Here is a 14645-nt window from a genome sequence, read left to right on the forward strand (position 1 = left end):
AAGCCGATCCGTGACCTGCTGGGAATGGCTTATAAGCGTTGCAGGATCAGTGCACCGGCCGGTCCCGCGACGCCTGGCTGGCCGGGCTCGCCCGGTCTGCCTGCCTTGCCGCCGTCGGCGCGATAGACGATGCAGCCCTTGGACGCGCCGCCTTTGCCCGCCTTGCCGCCCTCACCGCCTTTGCCCGGCGCCCCGCCTTCGACGTTGACCTTGATCCGATCCGCCGCAACGCTGTACGGCACCTCGAGGCGAACCTGTGCGCCCGCTGCGCCGTCGTGGCCATTGCCGCCGTTGTCACCGTTGTGACCGCGTCCGGCCTGACCCCACGTGCAGCCCGGCTCTTCGCCCGTACCGCCGTCCAGGCCGAAATAGCCTGGACCACCTGCGCCGCCGCGTGCATCGATCGACAGCTGCCCGGCGTTCAGCTTGTTCACCCGCAGCGTCAGATTGCGGCCCGGCGATGCAGGTTTTTCGAACGTACCGGGCGCGCCGCGTGCCGTGATCTGGCTGCCGTCGCCGAACTCACCCTGATCCACCACCAGCTTGAACGTCTGCGCGCCGGGCACGATGGCGATGCGCGCTTCGTGACCGAGCACCAGTTGACCGATCTTGACGTCATCGATGCCAGCCGGGATCAGCAGGGTGCCGTAATCGGACACTTCCAGCCGCTCGACCTGCAGCACACTGCTGTTGCCGGGCAGGCGCATCAGGGAATGCGGTGCAACGATGATGGCCTGGGCCATGGCCAGCGGGCTGAACAATGCTGCCAGTAGAACGAGATTACGCATGGGTGTGCCCCGAAGCCGAACGGCCGATGGATTGGACATGAAAGATGCCGAACAGAATGATTTTGCCTCTGTCACGCCAAGGGTGCTTGCGACCGCGCAGGCTGCCGTTGAACAGGATCAGCTCCAGCAGATGGGTGAGCAGCACCAGACTGCCCGCCATATCGATCATCACACCGAACGGGCTGGGCGCTTCAACCAGCGCATTGGCCAGCACCACCAGCCAGAAGCCCAGCATCAACAGCTTTCCCAAACCCCAAAACAACTTCATCGCATGCCCCTTGATCATGATCCTGATGACGAAAGCGAATTCTTCGCACGCTTTTCGTCGCCGCACAGTAGACGTCCTGTCCACTGAATATGCCAGCGGTGCGTGAAAAAACATGCGGTCCTGACACATATAGCCTCAAACCTGTTTCAAATCATCACGCTTTTGTCGCACACACCGCATTTCACACGACAGGAACGGTGCTTTTCAGCACTCTTCGGGCAGGCTAGTCTTGTCAGTCAATCAGAGGATTTTCGATGACCGTCGGTTTTTCCACCCGCACGCCCCAACAGGCGCTGGCCGCCCTGCTCGACCGCTACGCGCCAGCGCGCCTGCTGCTGATCGGCGCGCAGGCGTTTCCTGCCTTGCAAGCCTTTCAGGACGCGCACCCGCAAACCGAAGTGTCGCTGGCCGAGCCCGGCCTTCTGCCTCCGCACCTGGCTGCGCAGCGATTTGACCTGGCGCTGATGGTCGATTGCCTGGAGCACATGCCCAAACGCACCGGACTGGAACTGCTGGGCGGCATCCGCAACCTCAACGCCAGTCGCATCGCCGTGCTGGCGGACCTTAAAGCCTGTGGCTGGCAGGAAACCGACTTCTTCTCGCTGGCCCTGCAAGCCAGCGAACGCTTCGCCCGCGACGAGCAGGTCCTGAACCTCTTTACCTACGACCTGCGCGAATACAAGCAGGTGCCGGACTGGCTGAATGCGAAATACTGGGCGAACCCTGAAAATTTTGGAAAGTATTGGTGGTGAATCATGAGTAGTGCCATTTGCCCGTGCGGCAGCGGCGATCTGTTGCTGGCCTGCTGTGGGCATTACCACGCGGGGCAGCCTGCACCGTGCGCGGAAAAGCTGATGCGTTCGCGTTACAGCGCTTACGTGCTGGGCCTGACCGATTATCTGGTGCAGACCACACTGCCTGCACAACAGAGCGGGCTGGACCGCGAAGCGATTGCCCAGTGGAGCGCGCAAAGCACCTGGCTGGGGCTTGAAGTGGAAAGCGCCGAGGTATTCGGCGGCAAGCCCGAACACGCCTTCGTGACTTTCACCGCGCGATGGCACGACGGCAACGGCGAGCACAGCCACAAGGAACGCTCATCGTTCGTGCAGAACCAGGGCCGCTGGTACTTCATCGACTCCACCGTCCCGCTCAAGGCCGGGCGCAACGATGCCTGTCCTTGCGGCAGCGAGCAGAAGTTCAAGAAGTGCTGCTCGGCATATGTCGGCTAACTGATTACTTACGTGACATCTGCGAGCGGACGCGAGGCGTGCTGGGCGGTGTTGCCGCGCAGAGCTTGGGAACGATCATCATACGCAAGTCCGCCCCGACACTGATCGTGCCCATCGCTCCGCGTGGGCATGCCTCCCGTGACGCTCCGCGTCACACATATAACGATGAGCGCTGGAGCCTGGGGACGATCAGGGATCTCAAGCACACTGATCGTGCCGATGCTCCGCGTCGGCATGCATCCCGGGACGCTCCGCGTCCCTTACGCAGATCTCCCGGGATACAGCCCCCTCAAAACTCCAGCTGCGCCGAGAACGCGACGGTCCGTGGATCGCCCAGGTAGCTGCTGTTCAGCCAGTACTCCTTGTTGGCCAGGTTGCTGACGTTGACCCGCAAGGTCAGGTCGTTTTCCGAAACGCGCATGCGGTAGCGGGCACCGGCATCGAAGGTGGTGAATGACGGCAGGTCGTTTTCGTTGCTTTGGTCGGTGTACTGCTTGCCGGTGTAGAACGCGCCGCCGGTCATGGCCAGGCCCGGCACCTGATTGATATCGTACTCGGCGTAGACCTTGGCCAGTTGCTTGGCGACGTTGGTCGGCGCGTTGCCTTCATCCGCCGCGACGCCGGTTTTCTTGATTTTCGGGTCCAGGAGCGTGAAGCCGCCCACCAGCGTCAGCTCTGGAATGACCTTGCCGGTCACGCTGAACTCCAGGCCGTTGTTTTCCTGTCGCCCGTCCACCACGTAGATGTTCGAGGCAGTGGTGTAGCCGTTGGGCTTTTCGATGTTGAACAGCGCGAGGGTCAACAGGGTTTCGCCCAGTGTCGCCTTGGCGCCGATTTCGTACTGTTCACTGACTTCCGGCGCAAACGCCTGACCCGCGTTGGCCGTACCGCTCGGCGCGATACCGCCCGACTGCAGCCCTTCGATGTACGTTGCGTAAGTGGTCAGCCACGGCACTGGCTTGTAGACCAGCGAGATGTTGGGCGAGGTCTTGCTCTCGTTGTACGTCGTTTCGGTTTCCGCCGAGCCAAAAGCTCTGGCGTAGACGAACTCGTTGGCATAGGTCTTGATCTGGGTGTGGGTCACGCCGAGGATGGTCGACCACTGCTCGTTGAAGGTGATGACGTCACCGATCAGGAAGTTATTGCTCTCGGTGCTGTTGGCCAGCCGCTGATTGCCATGACCGATGGAATAAGCCGGTTTTCCGACCTGCGGCGTCTGGTCGAACGGGATGGTGCCCACCGGCGAGGTGTACTGCGGGCCAGGCTGGGCGGGCGTGTACGGGATGTGGTCTTCATACTGTTTCTGACGGGATGTGTTGCCCTGATAGCCCATCGTGACCTTGTGCTCAAGGAAACCGGTATCGAACGCCGCGTCGAGAAACAGCGAGCCGGTCTTCTCTTCGGTGTCGATAGGCGCGAAGGCGTAGAGCGGCTGCGAATACAACCCGGCGCTGTAGACCGTAGGGCCGGTGTAGGTGTTTTCGCTGGTGTACTGCTGAGCAGCGAAAGCAGCGCGCAGCGTAAAGGTGTCATCCAGGCGCCAATTGGCCCGTACGCCGGCCTTGTCCGACTCATAGTCCGAGAACGACCACTTCTGGCTGTACAACGTGTCGTTGTCCAGCGACGCAGCGCTCGGACGAAGAGACTGGTCGCCGAAAAACCAGTAGCTGGTCAGGCCTCGAATCTGGGTCTTCTTGTGCGAAGCGTCAAACTGCACCAGCAGATCGTCGGACACGTTCCAGTCCAGTGCCAGCGAGATCATTTCCCGGCGGCGCTTGTTCAGGTCGACGGCGGTCTCGCCATCCTGAGTCAGCACGTTGAGGCGATAGGCGAACTGGCCTTCGCTGTCGATCGGACCACCGAAGTCGCCGTGCAGATAGTAGTTCTCACCACCGGCATTACCCAGGGTCACGCTGTTGTAGCGATCATAAGTCGGGCGCTTGATCACATAGTTGACCAGACCGCCTGGCGACGCCGGACCATAAAGGAAGCCGGTCAGGCCGGTGATGACTTCCAGTTGTTCCATTTCTTCCAGATAGTTGCTGCCGTCCGCGCCGTTGGTAAAGCGCAGACCGTCGTTGGCAATGTTCAGGCTGCCCGCACTGCTGAAGCCACGGATATTGACCGCACTGGCGTAACCCGCGCTGGTCGGGGAGTACATCTGGGTGAAAGGGTTGTGCTTGATGACATCGTCCAGCGACGTCGCCTGAATGTTCTTCAGCAGGGCCTGCGGCGTCACGCTAATGGAGTACGGCGCATCCTGAAGCTTCATACCGCCCAACGCACCGACACTGCTGACGTTCTCGCTGCGATAACCGGCGGCTTCAGAACCCTCGGCAGCCGTAGCGCGCGCATTGATGGTCACGTCCGACAGGTTCAGCGTGCCCTCTTCCATCGCCATCAGTGTGTAGGTTCCGGCACTGCTCTGCACCAGTTGCAGGCCGCTGCCGCGCAACGCTTCACGCAAGGCACCGGTTGCATCGAACTGGCCCTTGACCGGAGCGCTGGATTTTCCGGCAGCCAGTACAGGATCGAGGCTCAGCGCCAGACCACTCTGACTGGCGATCTGGTTCAAGGTGGTCGCCAGAGGCGCGGCCGGCAGGTCGTAGGACTGAACGCTGGCAGCCTGTTGCGCGGCCATCAGCAAGGGGCTGGCCAACGGTGCACAGACAGCAATGGCCATCGCCAACATGCTGGGGCGCAAAAGGGTGTCTAACGAACGGGACATCGGGCAACTCCTGGCTGGAATATTCTCAATGCCTGTTAGCCGGGCGAAACGCCGAAAGTGACAGGGCTGATTGAAAACAATTCCGTTTCAGGGCATCGACCCGATGGCCGAAGACTTAAGTCGCGCGGCTGCGTCAATCCAGTTTCAAGTGCGAGGTGTCTGGCGCGGGCCGGGTACTGGCGCGTGGGACCTGTCCCATGTCGCTGCCCACTGGCGCAACGCTGAGCCGGGAAAGATCCAGTTTCGGGACGACCGGCTCGGGCTTCGGGTCCTGCATGTTGCTGCCCGCCTCGGCCACGGAATAGTCCGGCGCATCGACATCGGAGAACGCGGCCATGTAGGCGTCTCGCGGCTTGATCTGCAGACGACCGGGGCGCACTGGCATCTTGCGCAGCCAGGTAGGCTCGTCGGGCGGACGAGCCAGTTCGACCTCTTCCATCTCTTGCGCCTCGGCAGCCGGCACCGTTTCCAACGGCTGCGCAGCTTGCTCCGGTTGCGGCACAGGGCGTTTCATCATGACCACCCTGGCGACAGCGCCCGCGCGCTCCAGCGTTGCGCGGTACTTCTCGGCGGTTTGCTCATCCAGGTTGTTCTTGAGGACCAATCGTCGCCCCGAAAACAATAACTCCAGGCGCGACTCATCCGCCTGGAACAGCTTTCCCAGGTTGGCTTTGACCCTCTCAAGCTGGGCACCTTCGACCAAACGGCCGTCGAAGACGATCTCATAACGACTCATTCGGTACACCCGTTGGAACGTGAACAAAGTATGGCGCAGCCCCGAACATCGGAACAAGCAGGTTACCCCTGCCCGCCAAGTTGCTAAACTCGGGCCACTTACGGAGCAACCTCATGTTTTCTCAGGCGCACATTACAAGAACGCTAAGCCTTGCGCTGCTCATGCTTGGGCTAACAGGATGCTCGGTCTGGAGTTTTGACAGCTTTCAGGACCCGGAAGTGCATTTGCTGAAGGTTCAGGTCGTCAAGGCCAGGCTGACACAGCAGGATTTCAAGCTGCACTTCGAGATTGATAACCCCAACGACTCGCGTGTTCTGGTCCGGGCGCTGCAATACAAGATCAGTCTCAATGACGTGGTGCTGGTCGACGACAGGTCCAACGACTGGTTTTTTGTCGATGCCCACAGCCGCAGGACTTTTGTGGTGCCTATCCGTACCAACCTCTGGCGGCACGCGAAGTACCTTGCCCAGTTGTTGAAGAAGCCCGACGAGAGCATTCACTACAGGCTCGAAGGCAAACTCAAGACAGGCCTGCTGTTCAGGAATACCGTTCGAATAGGCCGCTCGGGTGATGTCGCGCCTGAAGCGTTGATCCACAGGCGCTGATACCTCTGCCTAACCTCCCAGCCGTCCCTTGACCAGTTCCATCAGAAACTTCCAGATGTCTGCCGCCCACAGTGCGCGGTTGATGGCCGCGATCAGCGAGCCCCCGAACGAACCCAGCAGAAAGCCCACACCGGTGATGTTGCGAGGCTCATCCACCCCCAGGTAATTGCTGGCGATGCCGGTCAGGAACACTGCGCAGGCAACTCCTGTGATCAAAAACACCAGCCAGCCGCGCACGTCGATGAGACTCGCCTTGTGCCACCAGCCGGAAATGATGGCGCCGACAAGGCCAGCCACCAGCCATTCGAATCTGTCTACCAAGCCATTCAAGAGCTCCATGAGCCTGACTCCGTACAAAAGATGATGAGATTCACGCACTGCCGAGTTTCATGATCGAGATCGAAATTTAAGCATACTTAAATAAATCGTCAAGCTTGCTGAACATAAAGCATCTGAAGCGGGACCTGTCTGGCAACTTCCCGAGAACGCTGCGGCAGACTCAGAGTGCTCAGGACGCAAAGGATAGGCACAGCCTGGGACCGATCGACAGCTCAGCCCCATTCAGATGGGCGCATCAGGCCACCTTCAGCCATCGATATAGCGTTTCCAGCCAATCCACACCGAGCCGTCTTCCCGGCGATCGACTTGAATGCCGTCGGTTTCTTCGATTTCCTGGAGCACGGTGTCCCAGATCTCGGAAGGCTCGCCATCAAGACGGCTAACGGTGATGAACTGGACCTTCTGCACATCCGGCGACGCCACCATGCGCTGAATGCGTCTTCCGATCTGCTCGTAGGAAAAGGACGCGTTTGTTGCTGAATACAGATCGCTAGCCATGACAACCTCCTTGGCATAACTGTATTTATATACAGTATTCCAGCCGTAGGAAGTCGGCAAGATGCAAGTAGGAAAAGTATCGACGCGGCGTTGGCTAGAAAACACTCGCCAGCCTTGCCGGACAAGGCTCAGAGCCTGCCGGTCATCCGCACCGCCACGCCGATTATGCGACAGTCGGCACCACACTCGATCATTCGATAGGCAGGGTTCAGCGGTTTGAGATAGCGAACGCCGCCGTCTTCGACCAGTTTCTTGAACGTGGCCTCATTACTGGCCGGCAACTTGGCAATGACCAGCCTGCCTGGCTGCACATCGGCCTCGGTGTCCACGAGGATCATCATCCCCTCAGGCACGCTGACACCGGTTGGCGCAGTCATGGAATCGCCTTTGACTTCCAGCCAGAACGCCGGTCCCTTGGAGTCGTAGTCGGAAATCTCATAACGGTCGGAAAAACCTTCCGGGTAAGGCTCGACGGCCTCTTCCCAAGAACCCGCCGAGACCCAGCTGATCACCGGATAGCGGAAGGACATCTTCGGCTGATCGATCAACGCGACGTTGGCGTCATGGGGCGAATCGCGTTCCGGCCCTTCACCGATCGCCAGCCATTCGGCGCGAAAACCTGTGGCCCTGGCCAGCGCGTAGAGGTTTTCAGGGCGCAGGCTCTTGCTCTCGCCACTCACCCATTGCGTGACAGCCGAATTGGCCACGCCACACGCGGCGGCAATTTCACCCTTCTTCTTGCCGCTCAGGGCGATGGCTCGGGCGATACGTTCGTGTCTGTTCATAAGCTCTACCTCACACCGCTTGAGGAAATAAAAGCGAACGTTTGACGCCGCGAATGTAAGCATGCTTAAAAAACACAACTATTTCCAGAAAAAAACACGGCGATACAGCCAGCGACCATTTGCGGGATAATGCGCGTCGATTTAATTGCGGAGTAAACCCGATGAACCAGCAAGCCCATGTTCATGGTCCTGATTGCAACCACGATCATGATCATCACGACCACCAGCACGGCCACGTCCATGGCCCGAACTGCGGTCATGCCCATCAGGAGCCAGTGCGTAACACGTTGAAAGACGTAGGTCGCAACGATCCTTGCCCATGCGGCAGCGACAAGAAATTCAAGAAATGCCACGGCGCATAACACGCCGGCTTTTCTGCCAACGGCCTGCCTTGCAGGCCGTTTTCATATGTACGGAGCGCCAGCGAAAGCGTAAAACGAAGGACCACGGTCACCCACAAGGAGCGCTCAATGATCGACCTGCACTACTGGACCACGCCCAACGGCCACAAAATCAGCCTGTTTCTGGAAGAGTCCGGCCTGGCTTATAAAGTGTTTCCGGTGAACATTGGCAAGAACGAGCAGTTCGAGCCCGACTTCCTGAAAATCTCCCCCAACAATCGCATCCCGGCCATTGTCGATCACGACCCGGCTGACGGCGGCGCGCCGCTGAGCCTGTTCGAGTCAGGCGCCATTCTGCTGTACCTGGCCGAAAAGACCGGACGCTTCATTCCGAGCGATCTGCGCGGTCGTCAGGAAGTCTCGCAATGGCTGTTCTGGCAGATGGGCGGACTGGGGCCGATGGCCGGACAGAATCATCACTTCAATCGCTTCGCCAAAGAGAAGATCCCCTACGCCATCGAGCGCTACGTCAACGAAACCGCCCGCCTCTATGGCGTGCTGGACAAGCGTCTGGCTGACCGTGACTTCGTGGCGGGCAGCGACTACAGCATCGCGGACATGGCAATCTACCCGTGGATCGTGCCGCACACCTACCAGCAGCAGGACCTGAACGACTTCCCGCACCTCAAGCGCTGGTTCGAAAGCATCGCCAATCGTGATGCGACAAAACGGGCTTACGCGCTGGCCGAACGGATCAATCCTTCCAAGGCCTGATGCCCTGCGAGCGTGCCACCGGCGAGGCTGGCACGCGGTTCTTTGTAAAATCCTGAAATAACTCGCCCTGCCTGCTTGCGTGCCGGCTGACGGCTCACTAACGTAGCGGCTTTTGTACATATCCCCTCCAGGAGCTTGCCCATGGCCTCGCCAGCCTTTCTACATTTTCTGCCTCGTTTTGGCGCTGCCGCCGCTGCGGTGAGTTTCCTGAGCCTGGCGGGTTGCCAGTTGGGCGGTGGTGATAACGACACGCTGCTCCCTGCCTCCGGGACTTTCGCGCTCAAAGGCCTGGCGCAGAATGTGTCGGTGCGGCGCAACAGCATGGGCATGCCGCTGATTGAAAGCAGTACTTACCACGACGCGCTGTTTACGCTGGGCTATGTGCATGCTGGAGACCGCATCAGCCAGATGCTCGGCATGCGCCTGTTGGCGCAGGGCCGTCTGTCGGAAATGGCGGGGCCTGACGCGCTGGAAGTGGACCGCCTGATGCGGTCAGTCAACCTGAAGCAGAACGCGAGCGATCTTTATAATGCGTCGTCGCCACGCCTCAAGCGTTTCTTCGACGTTTATGCACGCGGCGTGAACGCCTATCTGTTCCGCTATCGCGACAAGCTGCCGGCCGACGTCGCCAACTCGGGCTACAAGCCTGAATACTGGAAACCCGAAGACTCGGCGCTGATTTTCGCCCTGCTCAACTTCAGCCAGTCGGTGAACCTGCAGGAAGAGCTGTCCGGACTGGTACTGGCGCAGAAAGTAGGGGCTGACAAACTGGCCTGGCTGCTGCCCACCTATCCCGATGAAGAGCTGCCATTCGCCGAGGCTGACAAGCTCAAGGGCCTGAACCTCAACAATCAGGTCAATGACCTGAGCGACCTGAACAAGGTTGCCCTGCAACTCTCCGACCTGAACATGCTGGGTGTTGCTGCATCGAGCAACTGGGCCATCGCGCCGCAGCGCAGCCGCAGCGGCAAAAGCCTATTGGCCAGCGACATGCAGTTTCCGGGTGGTCTGAACTCAGCCTGGAGCTTCGTGCAGATCCGTGCGCCGAAATATCAGGTGTCCGGCGTCTCCATCGCAGGCCTGCCGCTGGTGCTCAGCGGCTTCAACGGCAAGCTGGCGTGGAGCATGAGCAACGTCAAGGGCGACAATCAGGACCTGTTCCTGGAAAAGATCAAGCGTGAAGGCAATCGTGTTTCCTACATGGCCGACGGCAAATGGGTGCCCGCCATCGCCCACGATGAGACGTTTCTGGTCAAAGGCAACCGCGCCGTTCGCGAAACGGTCTACGCGACCCGTCACGGCGCATTGCTCAACGCCAGCGCCACACCGCCCGGCAATGGCCTGAGCCTGGCGCTGCAAACGCCGAGCTTCAAGGACGACAAGACGCTGGACGCCTTCTTCGATCTGTCCCGCGCGCCCAACGTGGAGAAAGCGTTCGACACCAGCCGCGAGATTCGGGCGATCACCCTGAACATGGTGTTTGCCGACGCTTCCAACATCGGCTGGCAGGTCACGGGGCGTTTCCCGAACCGTCGTGAAGGCCAGGGCCTGCTGCCTTCGCCGGGCTGGGAAGGCAAGTACGACTGGGACGGTTTCGCCGATTCGATGCTGCACCCTTACGACCAGGATCCTCGTCAGGGCTGGATCGCCACAGCCAACCAGCGCACGATCCCGAAAGGCTACGGCATGCAGCTTTCCAATTCGTGGGGCAACCCGGAGCGCGCCGAGCGGATCGCCGAACTGGCCAACGGCGGCAAACAGGACCTGCGTAGCACCGTCGCCATGCAGTACGACCAGACCACGACGTTCGCCGCCAAGCTCAAGACCATGTTCGAAGCGCCAGGCATGACCAAGCCGTTGAAACAGGCCATCGACGCGCTGCCCGAGGCCGAACGCAACAAGGCACGCGAGGCGTATACGCGCTTGATGGCGTTCGACGGCAAGCTGAGCGCCACCTCGGCTGATGCCGCACTGTACGAGCTGTTTCTGCAGGAAAGCGCCAAGCAGATCTTCCTGGATGAACTGGGTCCTGAAACCAGCCCGGCGTGGCAGGCACTGGTCGCCAATGCGGGTTCCTCTTACTCGCCGCAGGCCGATCACCTGCTGGGCCGTGACGACAGCCCTTATTGGGACGACGTCAAAACCCCGCAGAAAGAAGATAAGCCCGCGATTCTGGCGCGCAGCCTGGCCGCAGCCGTCACCAGCGGCGACAGCCTGTTGGGCAGCGACCACAAGGCCTGGCAATGGGGCAAGCTGCATCACGACAACTGGACCACGAGTAATCCGCTGGTCAGGCAGATGGGCGGTGTCGAGTACAACCGCAGCGCCGTTCCGGCAGGCGGCGACCACACGACCATCAACGTGTCCGGCTACGAATGGGGCAAAGGCTTCGATGCGCGCATGGCACCGGGCCTGCGCATGATCGTGGACTTCAGCCTGGTAGAACCCATGACAGGCCTGATCAGCACCGGCCAGTCCGGCAACCCGGCCAGCCCGTACTACGCCAACAGCATCGAGCCCTGGCTCAAGGCGCAGTACATGTCGATACCGCTGCAGCAGTCGAACTATGAAAAGGGTTATGGCAAGCAACGCCTGACATTGACGCCCGGCAAGTAACGCCCTCGCCCCTGATCGTACGCTGGGACGCGGAGCGTCCCGGGAGGCATGCCCACGCGGAACGATAGGCACGATCAGTGGTGAGGCGGAGTTGTGAATCAGCGCGCCCCAAAACTCCACGAACTTCCCGCCCTGCCCCGGCTCATAGCTAACAAGCCCATCCATACGGTTGTCCCATGGATCTTGTCGTAGCGCGCCCCGAAGGTTTGTATTGTCCACCCGGTGATTTCTACATCGATCCCTGGCGTCCGGTCGAGCGGGCGGTGATCACTCATGCGCATGGCGACCACGCCCGCACCGGCAACGAGCGTTACCTGTCAGCCGCCAGTGGCGAGGGGATTCTGCGTTCGCGTCTGGGTCAGGACATCAATCTGCAGACCCTCGAATACGGCGAGCAGATCACCCATCACGGCGTGAAGCTCAGCCTGCATCCGGCCGGTCATGTGCTGGGCTCGGCGCAGGTGCGGCTGGAATACGAGGGCGAAGTCTGGGTTGCCTCGGGCGACTATAAGGTCGAACCCGATGGCACGTGCGCAGCCTTCGAACCGGTGCGTTGCCACACCTTCATCACCGAATCGACCTTCGGCCTGCCGATCTATCGGTGGGCGCCGCAATCGCAGATTTTCGAAGGAATCAATGAATGGTGGCGCGCCAATGCCGAGCAGGGCAAGGCGAGCGTGCTGTTCGCCTACTCCTTCGGCAAGGCGCAACGCATCCTGCACGGCATCGACTCCAGCATCGGCCCGATTCTGGTGCACGGCGCAGTCGAACCGTTGAACCGGGTATACCGAGAAGGCGGCATTCGAATCCCGGAAACCCAATACGCAGGCGATTTCAAAAAGACCGACCCGGCGCTGCGCCAGGCACTGATTCTGGCGCCACCGTCGGCAGGCGGCAGCAGTTGGATGAAGCGCTTCGGCGAGTACAGCGACGCGTTCGCCAGCGGCTGGATGATGCTGCGCGGGACCCGACGTCGGCGCGGCGTGGATCGAGGCTTTGTGCTGTCCGATCATGCCGACTGGCCAGGCCTGTTGTGGGCCATCGAACAGACCGGCGCGGAACGGGTGATGGTCACCCACGGTTCGGTCGGCGTACTGGTGCGTTACCTGCGCGAACTGGGGCTGGACGCGCAAGGCTTCACCACCGAATACGGCGATGAGGACGACTCAAACACCCCTGCGCAAGCAGAGCCGGAAAGCACAGGCGAGGCACAGTCATGAAAGCCTTTGCCGAGCTTTACACCCGGCTGGACGCCACCACTTCGAGCAACGCCAAGCTCGCGGCCATGCGCGAGTATTTCGAACAGGCTGAACCACAGGACGCCGCTTGGGCCGTTTATTTCCTGTCCGGCGGACGCCCCCGGCAGCTGGTGCCGACCCGCATCCTGCGCGAACAGGCCATGACGCTGGGCAATCTGCCGGAATGGCTGTTCGAGGAAAGCTATCAGGCCGTAGGTGATCTGGCGGAAACCCTGTCACTGCTGCTGCCACAGGCCGAGCACAGCAACGACGAAGGCCTGGCGCTCTGGATGGAAGAAAAGCTCTTGCCCCTGCGCGGCCTGCCGCCTGAAGAATTGGCCGAACGCTTGCCTGCGTTCTGGTCGCAACTGGATCGCAGCAGCCTGATGGTCTGCATCAAGCTGATCACCGGCAGCTTCCGGGTCGGCGTCTCGAAACTGCTGGTCACACGCGCCCTCGCGGCGCTGGCAGACATTGACAGCAAGCGGGTCGCGCAACGTCTGGTGGGTTACACCGACCTGTCCCACCGGCCGAGCGCCGAGGGTTATCTGAAACTGATCGCGGCCGAATCGGAAGATGAACACGCACAGCGTGGTGGTCAGCCCTACCCGTTCTTTCTCGCCCACTCGCTGCAGCAGCCTGCCGACCAGTTCGAAGAACTGCTGGGCCCGGCCGAGAACTGGCAGGTGGAATGGAAGTGGGATGGCATTCGAGCGCAGCTCGTCAAACGCGACGGGCGACTATGGATCTGGTCGCGCGGCGAAGAACTGGTCACCGATCGCTTCCCCGAACTGCACAGCCTGGTTCAGTGTCTGCCCGACGGGGCCGTGATCGACGGCGAAATCGTGGTCTGGAAAGCCCCGCAAGCCGCACCTGACAGCGAAGCGGAATTTGCGCTGGACAGCGATGCGTCGCAGGCCAGCCCCTCGGTTCAACCGTTCGCCTTGCTGCAACAGCGCATTGGCCGCAAGACACTGGGCAAAAAGATTCTCGCCGATGTGCCGGTCGTGATCCTGGCTTACGACCTCCTCGAATGGGAAGGCCACGACTGGCGCAGCCGTCCGCAACATGAGCGCCGGGCGCAACTGGAAATCCTGATCGGCGAGGCTCGCAGCGATGTGCTCCTGCCCTCTCCGGTGTTGACCGGCAAGGACTGGCTGGACCTGGCCGACCAGCGCGAAGCCTCCCGCAGCCTGGGCGTCGAGGGCATGATGCTCAAGGCGCGTGATTCGCTATACGGCGTCGGGCGCACCAAGGACATGGGCGTGTGGTGGAAATGGAAGGTCGACCCTTTCAGCGTGGATGCGGTGCTGATTTATGCACAACGCGGCCACGGACGGCGTGCCAGCCTGTACAGCGATTACACCTTCGCGGTGTGGGACGGTCCGCCTGAGTCGAGCGAACGCACGCTCGTGCCGTTCGCCAAAGCCTACTCCGGACTGACCGATGAAGAGATGCGCAAGGTCGATGCCATCGTGCGCAAGACCACGGTCGAGAAATTCGGCCCGGTCTCCAGCGTGACCCCGACGCTGGTGTTCGAGTTGGGCTTTGAAGGCATCGCCCTGTCCAAGCGGCACAAGAGCGGGATTGCCGTGCGTTTCCCGCGCATGCTGCGCTGGCGGCAAGACAAACCGGTCGCTGAGGCCGACAGTCTGGCCACATTGCAAGACCTGTTGAGCTGACGCACCTCAAGGGTGCGC

15 protein-coding genes are annotated in these 14645 nt (G+C 60.8%); 8 read left to right on the forward strand and 7 right to left on the reverse strand.

Translation table 11 applies throughout. The features are described from left to right. Positions 1 to 29: 29 nt before the first annotated feature. Positions 30 to 788 carry a hypothetical protein gene (locus AC0IXS_RS07790; protein ID WP_057410102.1) on the reverse strand — a complete coding sequence of 253 codons (759 nt, stop codon included), beginning with the start codon at positions 786 to 788 and terminating at the stop codon, positions 30 to 32. Then, complete coding sequence (locus AC0IXS_RS07795; protein WP_025996563.1) at positions 781 to 1056, reverse strand: DUF1145 domain-containing protein; 276 nt, start codon at positions 1054 to 1056, stop codon at positions 781 to 783. Before AC0IXS_RS07795 ends, AC0IXS_RS07790 begins: the two co-directional genes overlap by 8 nt. 254 nt (positions 1057 to 1310) lie before the next feature. Between AC0IXS_RS07795 and AC0IXS_RS07800 the strand changes: the two genes are divergently transcribed. Both AC0IXS_RS07800 and AC0IXS_RS07805 read left to right on the forward strand, forming a co-directional pair. Next, positions 1311 to 1808 (forward strand): DUF6231 family protein, encoded by a 498-nt coding sequence (locus AC0IXS_RS07800; protein ID WP_471824300.1) that lies wholly within the window; start codon positions 1311 to 1313, stop codon positions 1806 to 1808. Positions 1809 to 1811: 3 nt separating this feature from the next. Further along, the gene (locus AC0IXS_RS07805; RefSeq protein WP_004887814.1) at positions 1812 to 2285 is read left to right on the forward strand and encodes a YchJ family protein; all 474 of its coding nucleotides are present in this window, start codon (positions 1812 to 1814) and stop codon (positions 2283 to 2285) included. Between the two features lie 289 nt (positions 2286 to 2574). On the opposite strand, the gene AC0IXS_RS07810 is transcribed toward AC0IXS_RS07805, so the two are convergent. After that, positions 2575 to 5013, reverse strand: coding sequence for a TonB-dependent receptor (locus AC0IXS_RS07810; RefSeq protein WP_122689334.1), 2439 nt, complete (start codon positions 5011 to 5013; stop codon positions 2575 to 2577). 133 nt (positions 5014 to 5146) lie between these two features. Next, positions 5147 to 5749, reverse strand: coding sequence for a hypothetical protein (locus tag AC0IXS_RS07815; RefSeq protein ID WP_057408492.1), 603 nt, complete (start codon positions 5747 to 5749; stop codon positions 5147 to 5149). Positions 5750 to 5862: 113 nt separating this feature from the next. On the opposite strand from AC0IXS_RS07815, the gene AC0IXS_RS07820 reads away from it, so the two are divergent. Beyond that, positions 5863 to 6354, forward strand: coding sequence for an LEA/WHy family protein (locus AC0IXS_RS07820; RefSeq protein ID WP_057408493.1), 492 nt, complete (start codon positions 5863 to 5865; stop codon positions 6352 to 6354). Positions 6355 to 6363: 9 nt separating this feature from the next. Here the strand turns inward: AC0IXS_RS07820 and AC0IXS_RS07825 are convergent, their stop codons facing one another. The 3 genes from AC0IXS_RS07825 to AC0IXS_RS07835 form a co-directional block, all read right to left on the reverse strand. Then, positions 6364 to 6693 carry a hypothetical protein gene (locus AC0IXS_RS07825; RefSeq protein ID WP_004888184.1) on the reverse strand — a complete coding sequence of 110 codons (330 nt, stop codon included), beginning with the start codon at positions 6691 to 6693 and terminating at the stop codon, positions 6364 to 6366. A 246-nt stretch (positions 6694 to 6939) separates the two neighbouring features. Further along, positions 6940 to 7191 (reverse strand): DUF1654 domain-containing protein, encoded by a 252-nt coding sequence (locus tag AC0IXS_RS07830; RefSeq protein ID WP_057408494.1) that lies wholly within the window; start codon positions 7189 to 7191, stop codon positions 6940 to 6942. 128 nt (positions 7192 to 7319) lie between these two features. Next, complete coding sequence (locus AC0IXS_RS07835; RefSeq protein ID WP_057408495.1) at positions 7320 to 7976, reverse strand: LexA family protein; 657 nt, start codon at positions 7974 to 7976, stop codon at positions 7320 to 7322. A gap of 161 nt (positions 7977 to 8137) precedes the next feature. On the opposite strand from AC0IXS_RS07835, the gene AC0IXS_RS07840 reads away from it, so the two are divergent. The 5 genes from AC0IXS_RS07840 (at position 8138) to AC0IXS_RS07860 (ending at position 14627) form a co-directional block, all read left to right on the forward strand. Next, positions 8138 to 8338, forward strand: coding sequence for an SEC-C metal-binding domain-containing protein (locus tag AC0IXS_RS07840; RefSeq protein WP_005764888.1), 201 nt, complete (start codon positions 8138 to 8140; stop codon positions 8336 to 8338). A 108-nt stretch (positions 8339 to 8446) separates the two neighbouring features. Continuing rightward, entirely contained in the window at positions 8447 to 9091 is a 645-nt protein-coding gene (locus tag AC0IXS_RS07845) for a glutathione binding-like protein (RefSeq protein WP_057408496.1), read from the forward strand. A 141-nt stretch (positions 9092 to 9232) separates the two neighbouring features. Continuing rightward, positions 9233 to 11707 (forward strand): penicillin acylase family protein, encoded by a 2475-nt coding sequence (locus tag AC0IXS_RS07850; RefSeq protein ID WP_320471386.1) that lies wholly within the window; start codon positions 9233 to 9235, stop codon positions 11705 to 11707. 176 nt (positions 11708 to 11883) lie between these two features. Beyond that, on the forward strand, positions 11884 to 12927 hold the full coding sequence (locus AC0IXS_RS07855; RefSeq protein ID WP_029243723.1) for a ligase-associated DNA damage response exonuclease: 1044 nt from the start codon (positions 11884 to 11886) through the stop codon (positions 12925 to 12927). Then, positions 12924 to 14627: an ATP-dependent DNA ligase gene (locus AC0IXS_RS07860; protein ID WP_122668378.1), complete on the forward strand. Its 1704-nt coding sequence runs from the start codon at positions 12924 to 12926 to the stop codon at positions 14625 to 14627. The genes AC0IXS_RS07855 and AC0IXS_RS07860 overlap by 4 nt, the downstream gene beginning before the upstream one ends. Positions 14628 to 14645 lie beyond the last annotated feature (18 nt).

The sequence above is a fragment of the Pseudomonas sp. AC016 genome, assembly GCF_979253365.1.